Source organism: Corynebacterium mucifaciens, assembly GCF_012396315.1.
In the GTDB taxonomy this organism is placed as follows: domain Bacteria; phylum Actinomycetota; class Actinomycetes; order Mycobacteriales; family Mycobacteriaceae; genus Corynebacterium; species Corynebacterium mucifaciens.
The window spans coordinates 123,688-140,315 of sequence record NZ_JAAXPF010000003.1; the positions used below are offsets into that span (position 1 = coordinate 123,688).

The 16,628-nt window shown below is 65.7% G+C and carries 18 protein-coding genes; 7 read left to right on the forward strand and 11 right to left on the reverse strand.

Going from position 1 to position 16,628, the window contains the following annotated elements; all coding sequences use genetic code 11:
• Nucleotides 1-6: 6 nt before the first annotated feature.
• Complete coding sequence (locus tag HF989_RS03975; RefSeq protein WP_168684096.1) at nucleotides 7-1,587, reverse strand: SLC13 family permease; 1,581 nt, start codon at nucleotides 1,585-1,587, stop codon at nucleotides 7-9.
• Between the two features lie 48 nt (nucleotides 1,588-1,635).
• Nucleotides 1,636-2,598, reverse strand: coding sequence for an o-succinylbenzoate synthase (locus tag HF989_RS03980; RefSeq protein WP_168684098.1), 963 nt, complete (start codon nucleotides 2,596-2,598; stop codon nucleotides 1,636-1,638).
• Between the two features lie 16 nt (nucleotides 2,599-2,614).
• Between HF989_RS03980 and HF989_RS03985 the strand changes: the two genes are divergently transcribed.
• Nucleotides 2,615-3,547, forward strand: coding sequence for a 1,4-dihydroxy-2-naphthoyl-CoA synthase (locus tag HF989_RS03985; protein ID WP_168684100.1), 933 nt, complete (start codon nucleotides 2,615-2,617; stop codon nucleotides 3,545-3,547).
• 131 nt (nucleotides 3,548-3,678) lie between these two features.
• Here the strand turns inward: HF989_RS03985 and HF989_RS03990 are convergent, their stop codons facing one another.
• Nucleotides 3,679-4,818, reverse strand: a complete 1,140-nt coding sequence (locus HF989_RS03990; RefSeq protein ID WP_168684102.1) for an AAA family ATPase — start codon at nucleotides 4,816-4,818, stop codon at nucleotides 3,679-3,681.
• Nucleotides 4,819-4,887: 69 nt separating this feature from the next.
• Here HF989_RS03990 and menE point away from each other — a divergent pair, with 69 nt between their 5' ends.
• A complete protein-coding gene (gene menE, locus HF989_RS03995; protein WP_168684104.1) occupies nucleotides 4,888-6,027 on the forward strand; it encodes an o-succinylbenzoate--CoA ligase in 1,140 nt (379 codons plus the stop codon).
• Here menE and HF989_RS04000 read toward each other — a convergent pair.
• Nucleotides 6,024-6,416 (reverse strand): hypothetical protein, encoded by a 393-nt coding sequence (locus HF989_RS04000; RefSeq protein WP_168684106.1) that lies wholly within the window; start codon nucleotides 6,414-6,416, stop codon nucleotides 6,024-6,026. The genes menE and HF989_RS04000 overlap by 4 nt on opposite strands.
• A gap of 429 nt (nucleotides 6,417-6,845) precedes the next feature.
• Here HF989_RS04000 and HF989_RS04005 point away from each other — a divergent pair, with 429 nt between their 5' ends.
• On the forward strand, nucleotides 6,846-8,861 hold the full coding sequence (locus HF989_RS04005; protein WP_168684108.1) for an exonuclease domain-containing protein: 2,016 nt from the start codon (nucleotides 6,846-6,848) through the stop codon (nucleotides 8,859-8,861).
• A 225-nt stretch (nucleotides 8,862-9,086) separates the two neighbouring features.
• Nucleotides 9,087-9,242 carry a hypothetical protein gene (locus HF989_RS04010; protein WP_168684111.1) on the forward strand — a complete coding sequence of 52 codons (156 nt, stop codon included), beginning with the start codon at nucleotides 9,087-9,089 and terminating at the stop codon, nucleotides 9,240-9,242.
• A 3-nt stretch (nucleotides 9,243-9,245) separates the two neighbouring features.
• Here the strand turns inward: HF989_RS04010 and HF989_RS04015 are convergent, their stop codons facing one another.
• Together HF989_RS04015 and arsB are read right to left on the reverse strand one after the other, a co-directional pair.
• Complete coding sequence (locus tag HF989_RS04015) at nucleotides 9,246-9,650, reverse strand: arsenate-mycothiol transferase ArsC (RefSeq protein WP_168684113.1); 405 nt, start codon at nucleotides 9,648-9,650, stop codon at nucleotides 9,246-9,248.
• A gap of 2 nt (nucleotides 9,651-9,652) precedes the next feature.
• On the reverse strand, nucleotides 9,653-10,735 hold the full coding sequence (gene arsB, locus HF989_RS04020) for an ACR3 family arsenite efflux transporter (RefSeq protein WP_168684115.1): 1,083 nt from the start codon (nucleotides 10,733-10,735) through the stop codon (nucleotides 9,653-9,655).
• An 82-nt stretch (nucleotides 10,736-10,817) separates the two neighbouring features.
• Between arsB and HF989_RS04025 the strand changes: the two genes are divergently transcribed.
• Nucleotides 10,818-11,165: an ArsR/SmtB family transcription factor gene (locus HF989_RS04025; RefSeq protein WP_168684117.1), complete on the forward strand. Its 348-nt coding sequence runs from the start codon at nucleotides 10,818-10,820 to the stop codon at nucleotides 11,163-11,165.
• Between the two features lie 21 nt (nucleotides 11,166-11,186).
• Here the strand turns inward: HF989_RS04025 and HF989_RS04030 are convergent, their stop codons facing one another.
• The 5 genes from HF989_RS04030 to HF989_RS04045 all read right to left on the reverse strand — a co-directional run bounded on the left by HF989_RS04030 (nucleotide 11,187) and on the right by HF989_RS04045 (nucleotide 14,614).
• Nucleotides 11,187-11,366, reverse strand: a complete 180-nt coding sequence (locus tag HF989_RS04030) for a hypothetical protein (protein WP_168684119.1) — start codon at nucleotides 11,364-11,366, stop codon at nucleotides 11,187-11,189.
• A 117-nt stretch (nucleotides 11,367-11,483) separates the two neighbouring features.
• Nucleotides 11,484-11,606 (reverse strand): hypothetical protein, encoded by a 123-nt coding sequence (locus tag HF989_RS10830; RefSeq protein ID WP_281351340.1) that lies wholly within the window; start codon nucleotides 11,604-11,606, stop codon nucleotides 11,484-11,486.
• A gap of 102 nt (nucleotides 11,607-11,708) precedes the next feature.
• Nucleotides 11,709-12,341, reverse strand: coding sequence for a potassium channel family protein (locus tag HF989_RS04035; RefSeq protein WP_343033545.1), 633 nt, complete (start codon nucleotides 12,339-12,341; stop codon nucleotides 11,709-11,711).
• A 46-nt stretch (nucleotides 12,342-12,387) separates the two neighbouring features.
• A complete protein-coding gene (locus HF989_RS04040; protein ID WP_168684123.1) occupies nucleotides 12,388-13,764 on the reverse strand; it encodes a potassium transporter TrkG in 1,377 nt (458 codons plus the stop codon).
• 10 nt (nucleotides 13,765-13,774) lie between these two features.
• The gene (locus HF989_RS04045; RefSeq protein ID WP_168684124.1) at nucleotides 13,775-14,614 is read right to left on the reverse strand and encodes a glycosyltransferase; all 840 of its coding nucleotides are present in this window, start codon (nucleotides 14,612-14,614) and stop codon (nucleotides 13,775-13,777) included.
• Nucleotides 14,615-14,653: 39 nt separating this feature from the next.
• Here HF989_RS04045 and HF989_RS04050 point away from each other — a divergent pair, with 39 nt between their 5' ends.
• Nucleotides 14,654-15,610, forward strand: coding sequence for a 1,4-dihydroxy-2-naphthoate polyprenyltransferase (locus HF989_RS04050; RefSeq protein ID WP_168684126.1), 957 nt, complete (start codon nucleotides 14,654-14,656; stop codon nucleotides 15,608-15,610).
• Nucleotides 15,611-15,695: 85 nt separating this feature from the next.
• Nucleotides 15,696-16,598 carry an AEC family transporter gene (locus tag HF989_RS04055; protein WP_168684129.1) on the forward strand — a complete coding sequence of 301 codons (903 nt, stop codon included), beginning with the start codon at nucleotides 15,696-15,698 and terminating at the stop codon, nucleotides 16,596-16,598.
• Nucleotides 16,599-16,628: the final 30 nt, after the last annotated feature.

Genomic DNA, 16,628 nt, shown 5'->3' on the forward strand with positions numbered 1-16,628 from the left:
CGGCTCCTACAGCACGAGGCCGAAGACCGGCACGGCGATGAAGTAGGTGGCCAGGGTGATCAGCACCAGCGCGATGATGTTGAGCCAGATGCCGCCCTTGATCATCTCGCTCATGGTGACGTAGCCCGAGGAGTATGCAATCGCGTTCGGCGGGGTCGCCACCGGCAGCATGAAGGCGCAGGTGGCGGCGAGCGCGACGGGGATGGCGAGCAGCATGACGTTCATCTCCGTGGCGTCGGTCAGCCCGATGCCCACGGCGACGCCGCCCATGATGGGCAGGAAGGTCGCCGCGGTGGCGGTGTTGGACGTCAGCTCCGTGAGCAGCAGCACCAGCGCGGCCACGGCGAAGATGAGCAGGATCATGGGCAGGGAGGACAGGCCCTTCGCCTTCTCGCCGATCCACAGCGACAGGCCGGTGGAGGTGAACATGGCGGACAGGGACAGGCCGCCGCCGAAGAGCAGCAGGACGTCCCACGGCATCTCGTTGGCCGTCTCCCAGTCCAGCAGCCGCTTGCCGTTGGCTGCGCCCGGCACGATGAACATGAGCAGGCCGGCGATGATGCCCACGATGGCGTCGTCGTACGGGAAGTCCCAGCCGAAGTTGCTGCGGCCCAGCGGGATGAAGATCCAGGCAAGCGCCGCGACAAGGAAGATGAGGCCGACGGCGATCTGCGGGAAGGTCCAGCCGCCGAGCTTCTTCAGCTCGTCGTTGATCAGCTCTTTGCCGCCCGGGATACGGTCGATCTCCGGCGCGAACACCATGACGAGCACCCACCACGCCACGAACGTGAACACGACGGCCACCGGCATGCCCACCAGCATCCACTCGCCGAAGCCGATGGTGATCCCGTGCGCCTCTTCCATGTAGCCCTTGAGCAGCGCGTTCGGCGGGGTGCCAATCAGGGTGCCCAGCGAGCCAATGGAGGCGGAGTACGCGATGCCCAGCATGAGCGCGGTGGCGAAGCGCTTCTGGTTGGCCATGCCCCCGACGGTGTCCGCGGTGAGCATGAGCACCGAGGTGCCGATGGGCAGCATCACCACGGCGGTGGCGGTGTTGGAGACCCACATGGACATAAAGCCGGTGGCCAGCATGAAGCCCAGGATGATGCGCTTGGGCGAGGTACCCACCAGCTTGACCACCACGAGGGCGAGGCGGCGGTGCAGGTTCCACCGCTGCAGGCCCAGGGCCATGAGGAAACCGCCCATGAACAGGAAGATGGTCGCTGAGGCGTAGGGCGAGGACACGTCCTTAAACGGGGCCACGCCGGCGAGCGGGAACACCGCGATCGGGAGCAGGGCGGTGGCGGCCAGGGGGATCGCCTCCGTCATCCACCACGCGGCCATCAAAACGGTGGTGGCGGCCACGATACGCATGGCGTTCTCGGAGTACTCCGCGCCCTCCTTCGCGCCGGCGGACTGCGCCACGGTGTCCGCGGCGTCAGCGGGGAACAAGAAGTACACGAGCACAGCCAGCACGACACCAGCGATGAGGCCGATGCGCTGCCGGCGCCATTCGCTTGGTTCTGGTGCTTTGGCGAGGTCGCCGTCTGAGAGCGCGGCGGATTCGCGGGTTACGGGAGTGGACATGGGCGAAAGGGTAGCCGACACCCCCGATACCCACATCCACCGAGGCGTCTATACCCGGGTTTGGGGGTCTCGCTCCAGGACTTCTACGCAGGCGCGGACACGGTCGAACCACCAGTCGCGGCGCGCACCCGACGCTCGCAACCCGTGCAGCCTGTCCCGGTCCGGTGTGGTGCGGGTGAGCTCGAGCTGGCCGTTCACAAGCTCGCGCGGTGCCGCGACATCTTCGATGAACAGCCGCTGCGTAGCCAGGCCGGCCGCGCGCGATCCGGTCAGCTTGGCGGCCACAAGCCCCGCGTCCATGCCGACGGCGGTATCCAGGGCGCTGGCCACCGTGACGTCAAGCGCGAGGTCGCGCGCAATCTGCACGAGCCTATCGACGCCACCTAACGGCGCAACCTTGCACACCGCCACATCCGCCGCCTTGAGCTCCGCCACGCGGTATGGGTCGGACGCGCGGCGGATGGACTCGTCCGCCGCGATCGGGGTCGTGGTGCGCCTTCGCACCTCCGCGAGCTCTTCCACCGTGGCGCACGGCTGCTCGATGTACTCCAGCTCGCCCATCGCTTCGGCGGCCTCGACGGCTTGGTCGACGCTCCAGCCGCGGTTGGCGTCCACGCGCAGCGTCGCGTCGGGGCGCAGCCGGCGGACGGCGGTGACGCGCCGGAGGTCGTCGTCAAGCGACTGCGAGGGTTCCGCGACTTTGATCTTGAACGTGGTCACACCGGGGAAACGCGCGAGCACCGGCTCGACGTCCTCAACGGCGGGGATGGTGCCGTTGACCTCCACGGTGCCGTGGGCTTCCGGCAGGCCGGTGAACGCGGCCACAATGCCGGCGCGCAGCCACGCGGCGGACTCCCGCGCGCCGTACTCGACGAAGGGTGAGAACTCGCCCCAGCCGGCGGGGCCGTCGATGAGCAGGGCCTCGCGGGTAGTGATGCCGCGGAATTTCACGGCCATGGGCAGGGCGACAACGTGGGCGCGCTCGAGGATCTCGTCGGCAGAAGGCAGCATGGGGCAAAGTGTAGGCATGAGTTATTCCACCGCCCAGCCGTTCGACCCCAGCCAGTGGCGCGAGGTCGCGGGCTTCGATTTCACCGACATCACCTACCACCGCCACGTGGGCGACACGCGCGCCGACGGCATGGTGCGCATCGCGTTCGACCGCCCCGAGGTGCGCAACGCGTTTCGCCCGCACACCGTGGACGAGCTCTACCAGGCGCTCGACCATGCCCGGCGCGACCCGTCGGTAGGCGTGGTGCTGCTGACCGGCAACGGGCCTTCGCCGAAAGACGGCGGCTGGGCGTTCTGCTCGGGCGGCGACCAGCGCATCCGCGGCCGCTCCGGCTATCAGTACGCCGGCGGCGAGACCGCAGAGACTGTCGACGAGGCCCGTGCGAAGGCCGAGGGCGGGCGCCTGCACATCCTCGAGGTGCAGCGGCTGATCCGCACCATGCCCAAGGTGGTTATCGCGGTGGTGAACGGCTGGGCGGCCGGTGGCGGGCACTCGCTGCACGTGGTGTGCGACATGACCATCGCCTCGCGTGAGGAGGCCCGCTTCAAGCAGACCGACGCGGATGTGGGCTCCTTCGACGCCGGCTACGGCTCCGCCTACCTGGCCAAGATGGTGGGCCAAAAGTTCGCGCGCGAGATCTTCTTCCTCGGCCGCACGTACTCGGCGGAGGAGATGCAGCGCATGGGCGCGGTCAACATCGTCGCTTCGCATGCTGCCTTGGAAGAGGAAGCCATCCAGGTCGCCCGCGAGATCAACGGCAAGTCCCCCACCGCGCAGCGCATGCTGAAGTTCGCGTTCAACCTTGTCGACGACGGCCTCATGGGCCAGCAGGTCTTCGCTGGCGAGGCCACCCGCCTGGCGTACATGACCGACGAGGCCGTCGAGGGCCGCGACTCGTTTCTGGAAAAGCGCCCGCCACGCTGGGACGACTTCCCGTTCTACTACTAGGCACCCGGCGCGGGGTCCGGTGTGCTGGTCCGGCCCGGCGCGCTGGCGGATCTGCTAGTTGTCATTTTCGCGCAACTAGCAGATCCGGTGTGGGGCCCCGCGACAGCCGGCAATTACATGTGTCTCGCATTTCAGGTCTCGTCGCGCACAAAATCCGCGAATCCCGGTGCGGTGAACTCGAGGTAGCCGTGCTGTGGTGCGTCAATAAGCCCTTTGTCCATGAGTGAGCGCCGCGCCATGGACAACTCGTTGGAGCCGCGCCCCATTGCCGCTGCAATGTCCGCACGCTTGACCGGCCCGTCACCGACTTGCGCCATCGCCTGGAGCAGCAGCGCCTCCACGGGCGTCGCCTTCTGCCAGCGGGCCCGGAAAAACGCGCTGCGCATGGCGTCAAAGCCGTCTTTCGCCTCGTCAACCTGGCGCTGCTCGAGGAGCACCCCGGCGCCCGGGTAGCCCGCAGCCTTCCAGACCTCGTCGCCGATGGATTGGATGAAAAACGGGTAGCCGCGGGCTATATCCAACGCTTCGTCCAGCGCAGAGTCATCCCAGCGCACGCCGCGTGCCTCGGCAAGCGACGTCAGCGCCGTGGCCGACTGCTCCGGCGTGAGGTTATACAGCGGTTGGTAGCGGAAGCGCTCCGCGAAGCTCACCGCGTCGGTGATGACGTCTTGCGAGTGGCTCAGTCCGGCGGCATAGGTCGCCATCGCTAGGTCCTGCTGCTCGGACTGCATGTGTTGCCACGCGTAGGCGTATGCGCGGATGCCGTCCGGGTCCGCGCTTTGGATCTCGTCGACGAACACGATCAGGCCGCGCTCTCGTGCCATCGCGGCCCGCCCCGCCGCACTGAGCAGTTGTTGCAGGTGATTCGCCGGGGTGGACCGGCGCGGCGCACGCCCGGATCCGACTGCTTCCACCGTGAGTCCGCCGATATCGATCCTGACAGAAGCGATGACCTTCCGAAGTGTGTCCGCGATATCGTCGTGCCACGAGTGGGAAAGGTGTTCCAGCGCCTCGACGAGCGATTGCAGGAGCGGCCCGTCGCCTGCGGTGACCCAGAGCGTTGCGAACCCTTGCCGGTCCGCCTCCGCCTGGGCTGCGCGCAGCAGGCTCGTTTTGCCCACTCCCCTGGGCCCGACGAACACTTCGAGCTGGCCGCTGAGTTGCGGCTCGACCATCATGAACGCGAGGTCACGCTTGATGTCGGTCAGAACCGCGTCGCGACCGAATACTTCGGTGGTGACGCGTCCGGGGGTATAAGGGCTGGGCTGCACACCCCCTTTATACATCTTTATGAATCGCCCAATCATAAAGAACCATAAGGGTTGCTAGCCTTGTGCGACGTGAGCAACCTCCTCGAACTTCTCCCCGTCGACCCCGCGAACCCGCTGGCCGTAATGCCCGCGCTCGAGGAGGCGCTGACCGGCCAGCGCACGTTATTGCCCGTGCCGGCGAACGATCCGGCGCGCACGAACCTGCTGCGTAACACTCTCAAACCCGGCGCGCCCATCGACGACGACATCGCCCTAGTCGTGTCCACCTCCGGCTCCACCGGCACACCCAAGGGCGCGATGCTCACCCCGGCGAACCTGATCTCCAGCGCGGACGCCACCCACCAGGCGCTCGGCGGCGAGGGCCAGTGGCTGCTGGCTATGCCCGCCGCCTACATCGCGGGGATCCAGGTGCTGGTGCGCAGCATGGTCGCTGGCGTCGAGCCCGCGTTCGTTGACCTCTCCCACGGCTTCAACGTGGCCGAATTCGCCGCCCGCGCCCACGAGTTGGCGCAGACCGGCGAGCGCACCTACACCGCGCTGACCCCGATGCAGCTGGCCAAGGCCACCTCCACGCTGCAAGGCATCGACGCGCTGCGCGCCTTCGATGCGGTGCTTGTCGGCGGCGCGGCCACCAACCCGCGCCTGCTCGAATCGGCGGCGAAGCTGCGCATCAACGTGGTCACCACCTACGGCTCCTCCGAAACCTCTGGCGGCTGCGTGTACAACGGCCGCCCCATCGCCGGCGCCCGCGTGAAAATCGTCGACGGCCGCATCCACCTCGGCGGCCCCATGGTCGCTCGCGGCTACCACCGGCTGGACTCCCCCGACCTCACCGACGGCTGGTTCCGCACCTCCGACGCCGGCTCGCTTGAGGGCGGCGCGCTCACCGTCCTGGGCCGCACCGACAACGTCATCTCCTCCGGCGGCTTCAAACTCCATCCCGAGGTGCTGGAAGCGGAGCTTTTGCTTATCGACGGCGTCACCGCAACCTGCGTCATCGGCAAGGAAGACGACCGCCTGGGCCAGCGCATCTGCGCCGCCTACACCGGCTCGGCCTCAGTGCCCGACGTTCTGGACGCCCTCGCCGACGCGGAGGACGCCGGCCGCATCGCGCACTGGCAGATCCCGAAAGAACTCAAGGTGGTGGCGGCGCTGCCGCAGCTCGGCCCGGGCAAGGTGGACCGCGCGGCGGTCAAGGAGCTGTTTTAGAGCGGCTGTACCCTACCCGCCGCTAACTCCGACGCCCGCTGGTACGACACCCCGAGCACCTGTCCCATCTCGCGGAGCGTGAACCCCTCGTCCTTCAACTTGCGTGCCAGCGCAGACCTCGCCGCCGCCGCATCATCTAATGCGACTTTCGCCTTGGCGCCGAGATCGTCGGCACGCTTACGCAACGTCTCCACCTCGGCCGGAAGGATGGGCACGACCTCGATCCCAAACTCGTCCGGTTTGAAGCCGGATTGGAATGCGATTGCCTCTGTAACTTCATCCTCCGCCCGGTCGAGCCTCCGAGTCTGTGAAACCACTCCCAGTTCGCCACACTCCAGGACCCACGCGCCGCTCGCCCCACGCTCTGCAGTCACCGTGAACATCTTCATCGCAACCACCCTTTTCCTAATTCGTTTTGGAACTGGTCAAAGAATTCCCGCGCCGCAAGATCGTCTATTTCGTTATGTCTACCCAGCGTCTTAGTAGTATCCCCAACCCGGTACGCGTCGTGGCGAGTGAGGCGTATTTCTTCAAACTCCAATCCGCGCCTGCGCGCTGCCGCCCGCAGCTTCTTAATTACTGCATAGCGCTTCATAGTTCAACCCCCTCCAGCGGTCAAATGTCAACCCGAAATTGACAAGGCTTCTCCCCTTTCCCGTTAGACGCAGCACACCTGCCCTCGGTTCCAGAGAGCTGTTGCCTCTGGAGGCCCCCGAACACCCGTCCGACAAAAACACCCCGCACGTCGACCAATGGCCTAATCTGCTGATCCGACAACTAAGGGCAACGTACGTTGCCGCAGAGAGCAAGGAGCCACGATGGACCCGCAGCCCGGGCACCCGAACCACACCAACCACCACGCTGGTTTCGCGGTGGTGGACCTAGAAACAACAGGTGTGATGCTGCACGACCGCATCGTAGAAATCGGCGTGGTGTTGCTCCGGCCGGATCTCACCGTAGAGCGAACGTGGGAGACATTGATCCAGCCTGAGCGCGACATTCCGAATAGTTACATCCACAAGATCACCGCTACCGACGTCGTCGATGCTCCCGCGTTCCGCGACGTCGCGGCGTACCTCGGTTCTCTGCTGCACGGGCGCGCACTGGTGGCGCACAATGCGCCGTTCGAGCGCCGCTTTCTCACTCACGAGTTTGAGCGGGCCAAGGCGGAGAACGGTCTCACGCAATTGTGGGTGGACACGATGACACTGTCTAACCAGCACCTCGGCGTGAAGAAGCTTGAGCAGGCACTCGCCGTTGCGCAGATCCACAATCCCCTCGCCCACTCCGCGCTGGCGGATGCGCAGGCCACCGCAGAGTTGTTGCGGTACTTCCGCGCGTGCCACGACGTGGCACTCACGGGTTTTCCCACCGCTGTCTTCCTTGCGCCCGCAGCGGAACCACGCATACTTCCGAGGGGCACCTCTTCCGGGTGGTCCGGTCAGCTTTCCCGCACTCTTCCCGCCACCGGCACGAAGGATGAGGAGGCGTATCGTGCCGAGTTAACCTGCGCGCTGGTCGATCGCCATATCTCACGAACTGAGATGCGCCAGCTGGAGCAAGCTGCGATCGCTTCGGGCCTAGACGCGGACGACGTCGATGCAATCAACGAGGAGTTCACGCGTCAGCTTGTCGTCGAGGCCTGGTCCGACGGCGTCATCACTGCAGAAGAACGCACCGAGCTTCTTGCTGTTGCGGACGCGCTGAGCGTGGATCCCGCGCTCATGCATTCGCTTCTCGACGAGCCGCAGGCCGGCACCGCCCCCGGCCAGTTCACGCTCCACCCAGGCGACCGAATTGCCCTCACCGGCGCGATGGATATTGCTCGCGACGTTTGGGTACAACGCGCCACCGCCGCGGGCTTGGAGGTTGGCGACGTCACCCGCAAGTGTGTGTTGCTAGTGGCTGCCAACCCGGACTCCATGAGCGGCAAGGCGCAAAAGGCACGCAAATACGGCATCCCCGTCGTCGGTGAGACGAAGTTCGCGCAGTTACTCGGCACGATCGATAATGAGCCTGTTTCGGAGCAGCCCGCAGCGTCGGAGCTACTGGCAGATTCTGCCAGGATTGAACTACCCGAACAGTTCTCCTGGCTTTCGCCCGAGCACGTTTCCACGACGGGCGCACCCTCGTCGCAAATCGCAGCGGCCTGGATCGCGCTGCATCCGACGCGCCCCCTTCACGAAATGGCCGAGAACCTCAAGCCCCACCACGTCCCCGAAGCCACTGGAAGAGGCATCGACCGCTACCTAGCGGTGTGGAGCTTAGAGCACCCCGAGATGCTGCGAGTCAGCGCCAACGACCTACTCCAGCTTGCTGGGGTCGGACCGAAGCGCCGCAGCCAACTGGTGGAGATGGTCGTTGACCTCGCCGTCGACGGGGTTCCTGAGGGTCCTGCTCAACAAACGGGTGCAGCCAAAGCAGCCGCGGCCGAGACACAACCGGTTTTGGGTCAACGCCAGGCTTCGACAGCCAGCCTCCCCGAAGTCGAACCTCCGGCACCGGCACCTTCTGACCCAACCCCGGAAGAACTCCTCGCCGCCGCAAGCGCCCCGCGGTACACCCCAGTGCCGGTGCCGTCGTCTCTAAGCGTCCCAGCCCTGACGGACCCGGCTCCCGCGCCCGTGAAACGCCCAAAGGCTACCAAGGTGTTCAAGTGGTCCGCGGTTCTCGGCATGCTGTGTTTTTTCCTGTTCGGCCTGTGCATCGAAACCTTCGACCCGGACGCTGAGTCCCTCCCCGCCGGGGTCTTCGCGCTCGGCGCCTTCTTCGGAGGCCTGACCGCTGCGATTTCTGGAGTGCTGGCACTGTTTAACCTCCTCCGGGGAAAGTAGCCGGACCAGGGCACTCACCGGTGGCCAGACGCGATTCGTAGAAGTTGACAATCCTGCCAAATGGCAGCCGCAAAACCCGAGGTCAGATTTTTGGTCCGTCAAGTTTTACGAACTGCACGCTGAACAGCCGTCAGCCGCTGCCCTATCGGGCGGGCAACCGAAGGCTCGTCGATAAGCAATAGCTCGGAAAGCACAACCGTGTAATTCGTGCCACAATGCGGAGGCGTGAGGCTTGAGAAGCTACGCTCCCGCAAACCGTCCACGAATCCGAAGTACGCGACCTCCCCCTCCACCACCCACTACCGCGGCACATCGCCGGCGCGCATGCAGGCGACGCTGTTCCGAAATAAGCAGCGCAGGCCGGTGGCATCAACGCTGTAGGGCTCAGTCGAGCAGCTCGGCGACGAGCGACTGCACCCGCTGGTCAATGTCGTCGCGCACTAGACGCATGCGTTCCATCCCCTCGATGCCGCGTTTCGAGGGCTCGTCCGTGAGCCAACGTTCGAACTTCCGGCCTTCCGGTATGTCCAGCTGCGCGTCTGCGCCCAGCACCACCACACGGTCAGCGGTTGAGAGCAACTGCCTATCGACGCCCTTCGGCCTCCCACCCGACATATCCGCACCAACCTCCGCGATGGCCTGCACAGATTCTTGGTTCAACGCCGTGCCGGGGTTGGTGCCTGCGGAGTGGATCTCGAGGCGATCGCCGGCGTGTTTTTCCGCGAGTGCCGCGGCCATCTGCGACTTGCCGCCGTTGCTGACGCAGATAAATATGACGCTGGGTTTCATGGTTAGCTCCTTAAGGTAGGCAGAGTGGGGTCGGCCGGGAAGATGCGCGGGCCGAGTGCGCGCATGACGTAGACCAAGCCAACAAGCACAGGAATCTCAATGAGCGGGCCGATCGTGCCCGCCAGCGCCTGGGCCGATGTAGCGCCGAAGGTGCCGATGGCCACCGCGATGGCGAGCTCGAAGTTGTTGCCGGCGGCGGTGAATGCCACGGATGCGGACTGCGCGTAATTCATACCGGACAACTTCGCCACCGCGAGGGCCACGGCGAACATGCCCACGAAGTAGCACAGCAGCGGAAGCGCCACCGTGGCCACGGTCCAGGGCTTCGACAGGATCTGGTCGCCCTGCAGCGAAAACAACAGCACGATCGTGTACAGCAGGCCAATTAGGGCCAGCGGCGAAATCTTGGGCAGGAACGTGTTCTCGTACCAATCACGGCCCTTGGTGCGCTCGCCGATGATGCGGGAGAGTAACCCGGCAAGCAGGGGGATACCAAGGAACACCAGCACGGAAGACACGATGGCCCAGAAGGAGAACTCCACCGAGGTGGTCTCTAAGCCCAGCCATCCGGGCAGGATCTGCAGGTAGAACCAACCCAGCACGCCGAACATGAGCACCTGGAACACGGAGTTGATGGCCACCAGCACCGCGGTGGCCTCCCGGTCCGCGCAGGCCAAATCCGACCACACCAGCACCATGGCGATGCAGCGCGCCAGCCCGACGATGATTAAGCCGGTGCGCAGCTCGGGCTCGCTGGGCAGGAAGATCCAGGCGAGCGCGAACATGAACGCGGGGCCGACAATCCAGTTGAGCACGATGGACACGGCCATGAGCCGTTTGTCGGTGGCGATCTCGCGGGTCTTGTCGTAGCGCACCTTGGCCAGGGGCGGGTACATCATCACCAGCAGGCCGAGCGCGATCGGCAGCGAGATCCCGCCGACCTCCAGGCGCTCGAGCGCAGGCGCGAGGCCGGGCACTGCGCGGCCGAGGGCAAGGCCCGCCGCCATGGCGAGCATGATCCACACCGGTAGGAAGCGGTCAAGAAATGACATGCGCTCTACTGGCTGAGCTGTTGTGTCTTCCATCTGGAATCCTTATCTATTGACAGCAATCAACGCGAACACTAAACATCACATTTATCACTGTCAATATGACAAGGTAAGAAGCATGAAAGATCACGTCGCCACCACAGTAAACACTGGCCCCGAATGCTGCTCGCTGGGCTCCGGCTTGCTCTCCACAGACGACGCGACGCGCTACGCGGCCCTGTTCAAAGTTCTGTCGGACCCGGGCCGGCTGCAACTACTCTCCTGGCTCGCCGAAGAGGGCTGCGAGCCGATGAGCGTGAGCGAACTGACGCAACGCTCTGGGCTAAGCCAACCGACGGTGTCCCATCACCTCAAAAAACTGACCGAGGCCGGCCTCCTGGAAAAGAGCCGCCTGGGCAGGTCAGTCCTCCACCGGCTGCGCCCGGAGCTCTTCGCGGAACTTCGCGCCGTGCTGCAGATGGACTGAGACTCACGGGCGCAGACCTCCCTACTCCGCGGCGCGCAGCTTGGCCACGTCTTCGGCCGAATATGTCGCGGCGATTTGCGCGTCGTTGCCGCCGGAGAGGTTCACGCGCGACAGCCGCACCCGCTGCGAGCCCGGCACCAGCGCGCAGTGGCTCAGCCACGCCTTGCCAGCGCTCAGAGGTGCGGCCCTCCGGCATGTCAAGCGGTGCGTCCGCACTCAGCACCACCACACGGTCCGCAAGGAGCCTTTGCTTGTCGACGCCCTTCGGCACCCCCCCGACATATCCGCACTCACCTCAGCGATAGCTTGGACCGACTCCTAATTTAGTTTCATACCGGGGTTGGGGCCGGCGGACTGGATGTCCAGCTCGTCGCCGCTGCTGAACCACCCCAGCTCGCCGAATGTGAGCACCTGGAGCACCGAGTTGATAGCCACCGGCACGGCGACAGCCTCCCCCTATCCGCACACGCCAGGTCCGACCGCACCGCCGACAGGCGCTTTACTGGCTGAGAGGTTCGGTCGTGGAAATACTGTCGCCATCCCCTACTGCTGGGAAAAACGCTCTAAGTCGTCCGGCGCACCCGCCATCACAATCAAGTTCGACGGGGAAAGCTCCTGGCCCGGGACAAACGGCTGCCACTCGCCGTTGCTGTTGCGCACGGAGACCACCTGCACGCGGTACTCGTCCCACAACTTCTCCGCGTCGCAGGGCCTCGAAAGCAGGACGCGCGGCGGGACCATTTTGATCACGCCGTAGTTCTCCGCGAGCTCGGCGAAATCCTGGAAACGCCCGCCGAGCAGGTGAGCGACGCGGCGGCCGGTGTCGTGCTCCGGGCGCACCACATGGTGCACACCGAGGCGCTGCAAGATGCGGGCGTGGGAGTCGGAGTCGGCCTTGGCCCAAATGTCGGGCACACCCAGGTCCACCAGGTTGGAGGCGGTCAGGATTGATGCCTCCAGTGCGGAACCGATGCCGAGCACCGTGCGTTTGACCTCCTCGATGCCGAGCTGGCGCAGTGCTTCGGGGTCGGTGGTGTCGGCGACGGTGGCGTCGGTAAGCAATGGCGCATGTTCACGCACAAGCCGCTCATCGGCGTCGATGCCAAGCACCTCCACGCCGTAGCGGGTGAGTTCTTGGGCGATCGCGCCGCCGAAACGGCCGAGGCCGATCACCACCACGGGTGGGATGTTGAACCGTTGGGAGCGTGAGCGGCGGGGAAAGTTAGCCAATGAAGGGCCTTTCAGTGGGGTAGTCGAACCTGCGGGAGACGGTGCGCAGCGCCAGCGCCGCGACGAGGGTGAACGGGCCGATGCGCCCCGCGTACATCAACAGGCACAGCACCAGCTGGGACGGAGTGCTCAAACCGGCGGTGATGCCGGTGGACAGCCCGGTGGTGGCGAACGCTGACATCACCTCAAAACTGACCTGGTCGGCCGTGAATTGAGGGTCGAAGAGGCGCAGCGCCGCGACACCGCCGGTGACTGACACCACTCCAGCAGCGGCGACCGTCATGGCCTGGCGCACCACGGTCTTCGGAACGGTGCGGTGGCCGACGTTGGTGTCGTCGCGCCCGCGGAACTCTGCAGCCATAGCCGCTAGCAGCACAATCGCGGTGGTGACCTTGATACCGCCCGCGGTGCCAGCCGAGCCGCCGCCGATAAACATGTAGATGTCCGTGACCATCAGCGTGATCGGGTGGGCGTCGGCATAGTCGATGGAGTTGAAGCCGGCGGTGCGCGGGGTCACGCCGGAGAAGAACGCGTTGAGCCACTTCGCGCCCAGCGGCATGCCAGCGAGAAACCCGCGCCACTCCAGCGCCGCGATGAGCAGCGTGGCGGTGAGCACGAGAACCGCGGTGCCTTTCAGCGTCATGCGGGTGGTGATGGACAGCCGCCGCGAGCTCACCGGCGTCCCGCGCAGCCAGCCACGCAGGCGTTCCCTACCGCGGCGCACCAGCTCGGAGAGCACCGGGTAACCCAGGCCCCCGATCATCAGCGCACCGGCGAGCGGGAGGAGAATCCAGCCGTCGGTGTTGTAGGAGATCAGACTGTCAGGCCGCAGGCCAAAGCCGGCGTTGTTGAACGCCGACACCGCGTGGAATGTTCCCTCCCACGCCGCGCGCGGCACGGACATGCCGTAGACGGTGGTGAAGCGGGCGAAGAGGAGCACAGCCACCGCCGCCTCAAAAAACACCGTGAGCAGCAGCGTGGCAACGAGCGTTCGCCTCACCCCGCCTTCGAAAATCGGCCGCCCTTCAGCCGCGGTGGAGTAGCGTGTGCGCAGCTTCACCCGCCCCGTGAGCAGCATGCCGGTCAAGGACGCGATGCTCATGATACCTAGGCCGCCAACCTGAATCAGGACGAGCACGATGAACTGGCCAAACAGGGTGTAGTGGCTGCCAGTATCGACAACGACGAGACCGGTGAGCGTCGTGGCCGACGTGGCCGTGAAGAAAGCGGCCATCAGTGGCGTCGCGGTGCCGTCAGCGCTGGCAAACGGGAGGGAAAGCAACGCGGTTCCGGCCAGGATCAGCGCGAGAAAGCCCAACGCTGTCAGTTGTGCCGGACCCAACCACCTCGAAGAGGCCGTAGTGTTCACCGGCGCAACGCTACTCCGCGGCGCGGAGCTTTGCCACGTCTTCGGCGGAGTACGTCGCCGCGATCTGCACGTCGTTGCCGCCGGAGAGGTTCACGCGCGACAGGCGCACGCGCTGCGAGCCAGGAACAAGCGGGAAGTTCGCCGAGCGCGCCGACACCTGCTGCACTGGGAACCCGGCGCGCAGCGCGCAGTGGTTCAGCCAGACGTCGTCGGCGCGCGGGGTGAGGTCCAAAAACTCGGTGCCGCGACCTGCCACATAGCGCACCATCTCGCGCGGGTAGCGCACCCCGTCCACGCCGGTGGCGAAGTTCAGGTGGGACGGCTGGGACGACCGCACAGGCCGCCACTTCTTATACGGTGCGATGCCGTTCGCGTCCAGCACGATTCTGTGGGCGCGGTAGGCGGTGATGGTGGTGTCCGAAGGGGCGTCGATAAGCTTCTGCGCGAAGGTGCGCGGGTAGAGCACGTCGTCGTCGACCGTGATGACGTTGCGGTCCGGGAATTTCTGGAACGTGCCGTAATACTTGGTGTGTGGGCCAAGACCGCCCGGGGATTCGTGGACCTGGAGGCCGCGCTCCGCCAGACCCTGCAGCGCGTCGGGCCAGCGGGCGTGGAAATCTACCGGGTCCAGCCACAGGTGCACCGGCAGGCGCGCGGTGCCCACGAGCAACGAGGCGATCGCCGCAGCGGCCGACTTTAAGCGGGTGCCGTGCGTGGTCAGGGAAATGACGGTGTCGCCCTCCTCCGGGAACCTGTTGCCGGAGGTGCGCGCGGCGTTGAGCAGGACCGGCAACCGCACAAATGCGCCGGTAGCCGTAATCCCCTGGCGCACGGCGTAGTCAATCCACATGGCGATTAACCCTAGCCCACACCTCGGGGAGGGGGCATGATGGAGGCCATGAATCAGACCGCCACTCAGACTGCCACGCTCCGCGACTGGTGGGAGGCCGCCCGCCCCCACACCTGGCCCAACGCTTTCGCCCCCGTCATCGCCGGCACCGGCGTGGCGGCGCTGTACTTCCAGGCCCACCCCGGCCGCGCGGTCCTTGCACTGCTGGTGGCGTGGGCGCTGATCATCGGTGTGAACTACGCCAACGACTACTCCGACGGCATCCGCGGCACTGACGACGACCGCACCGGCCCGACACGCCTGACCGGCTCCGGGCTGGCCAAGCCGGAGCACGTGAAGCTGGCCGCGTTCATCGCGTTTGGCGCCGCCGCGGTCTTTGGCGTGGTGCTGTCCGCCATGGCGGGAGCGATGTGGCTCGTGATCGTGGGCGCGCTGTGCATCGCGGCGGCCTGGTTCTACACCGGCGGCGACAGCCCGTACGGCTACTCCGGTTTGGGCGAGGTGTCCGTGTTCATCTTCTTCGGCCTCGTGGCAGTGATGGGTACCGAGTACACCCAGTCCGGTCACGTGTCGTGGGAGGGCTTCCTGTGCGCGCTGGCCATCGGTGCGATCTCGGCGTCGGTGAACCTGGCCAACAACATCCGTGACATCCCCACCGACGCCGCCGCGGGCAAGCGCACGCTTGCCGTACGGCTTGGCGACGACCGCTCACGCACCCTTTTCTGCGTCTTGACCCTCTTCCCCTTCTTTATTTCCCTGGTGCTGGCAATGACCACCGTCGCCTCGCTGGCGGCACTGGTGGCGCTGCCGCTCGCGGTGGCGTCGGTGCTGAAGGTGCGCGGCGGGGCCTCCGGGAAGGAGCTCATTCCGGTGCTGGGAATGAACGGCAAGACCATGCTCGCGTGGGCGATTGTGACGGCGGTGGCGTTCGCTTGGTTCGGCTGGGAGTTCTGGGGCGGCGTCGGTGAGGCTGTGCCGTACACGGCGGGGGTGTAATCAGTTGCGCTTTTAGGAATGTGGCAAATAGTTGCCACATTCCGAAAAGCGCAACACCGCAGGGCCCACGGATACACTCAGCTGCATGCTCGACGTCCTCACCGGTTTTGCCATCATCTTCGCCGTCATTGCGGCGGGGTGGTGGCTCGCCCAGAAGGGCGTCATCGGTCCGGGCGAGGAGCGTCTGCAGCTCAACCGCATCGCGTTTTACGTCGCCACGCCGGCGCTGATCTTCTCCTCGGTGGCGGTGTCGGATACGGACGCGTTTTTCTCCCCCGTCATCTTGGTCATCGCCGTGGCCACAGTGGCGACCATGCTGATCTACTGGGCGATCAGCGCGGCGTTTTTCCGCCAGGACGCGGCCGAGACGATGGCGGGGGCGGCGTCTGCCAGCTACTACAACTCCGTCAATATCGGGCTGCCGATTGCCACGTACGTGCTGGGGGATCCCACGTACGTGATCCCCGCCCTCGTGCTGCAGATGGCGGTGCTTTCTCCCATCGTCATCGCGGGGCTGGACAGGAGCGCGAGCGGCGTGTGGAAGTCCGTGGTTGCGGGTCTCACCGCCCCGGTGGTGGTGGCGGCGTTTGCGGGCTTCGCTGTCTCCGCGGCCTCGTGGACCGTGCCGGAGCCGGTGCTGACCCCGCTGAAGATCCTGGGCGGGGCGTCCATCCCGCTGATCTTGATGAGCTTTGGCGCGTCCCTGACCGGTGAGCGCGTGTTGCAGAGCCACCGCGGTCCCACCATTACCGCCACCGCGCTGAAGCTGGTGGGGATGCCGGCGGTGGCGTGGGTCCTCGCAAGCCTCATGCACCTCGACGGCACCGAGACGTACGCCGCGCTCATTCTGTGCGCGCTGCCCACGGCCCAAAACGTGTACAACTACGCGGCGACGTACCGCTCCGGTGAGGTGATCTGCCGCGACACCGTCTTCCTCACCACGTTCTTGGCGCTGCCGGCAATGCTTATTATCGCCGGAATGTTTTAGCGCACCACTTGACGGCATATCGTGCCGTGG

Bases quoted from the DNA above. Each gene is read 5' to 3' on its own strand.
- HF989_RS03975 (WP_168684096.1), bottom strand. From the start codon at position 1,587: ATGTCCACTCCCGTAACCCGCGAATCCGCCGCGCTCTCAGACGGCGAC.
- HF989_RS04055 (WP_168684129.1), top strand. From the start codon at position 15,696: ATGCTCGACGTCCTCACCGGTTTTGCCATCATCTTCGCCGTCATTGCG.
- HF989_RS04050 (WP_168684126.1), top strand. From the start codon at position 14,654: ATGGAGGCCATGAATCAGACCGCCACTCAGACTGCCACGCTCCGCGAC.
- HF989_RS03980 (WP_168684098.1), bottom strand. From the start codon at position 2,598: ATGCTGCCTTCTGCCGACGAGATCCTCGAGCGCGCCCACGTTGTCGCC.
- HF989_RS04045 (WP_168684124.1), bottom strand. From the start codon at position 14,614: ATGTGGATTGACTACGCCGTGCGCCAGGGGATTACGGCTACCGGCGCA.
- HF989_RS04000 (WP_168684106.1), bottom strand. From the start codon at position 6,416: ATGAAGATGTTCACGGTGACTGCAGAGCGTGGGGCGAGCGGCGCGTGG.
- HF989_RS04015 (WP_168684113.1), bottom strand. From the start codon at position 9,650: ATGAAACCCAGCGTCATATTTATCTGCGTCAGCAACGGCGGCAAGTCG.
- HF989_RS04005 (WP_168684108.1), top strand. From the start codon at position 6,846: ATGGACCCGCAGCCCGGGCACCCGAACCACACCAACCACCACGCTGGT.
- HF989_RS03985 (WP_168684100.1), top strand. From the start codon at position 2,615: ATGAGTTATTCCACCGCCCAGCCGTTCGACCCCAGCCAGTGGCGCGAG.
- HF989_RS04025 (WP_168684117.1), top strand. From the start codon at position 10,818: ATGAAAGATCACGTCGCCACCACAGTAAACACTGGCCCCGAATGCTGC.
- arsB (WP_168684115.1), bottom strand. From the start codon at position 10,735: ATGGAAGACACAACAGCTCAGCCAGTAGAGCGCATGTCATTTCTTGAC.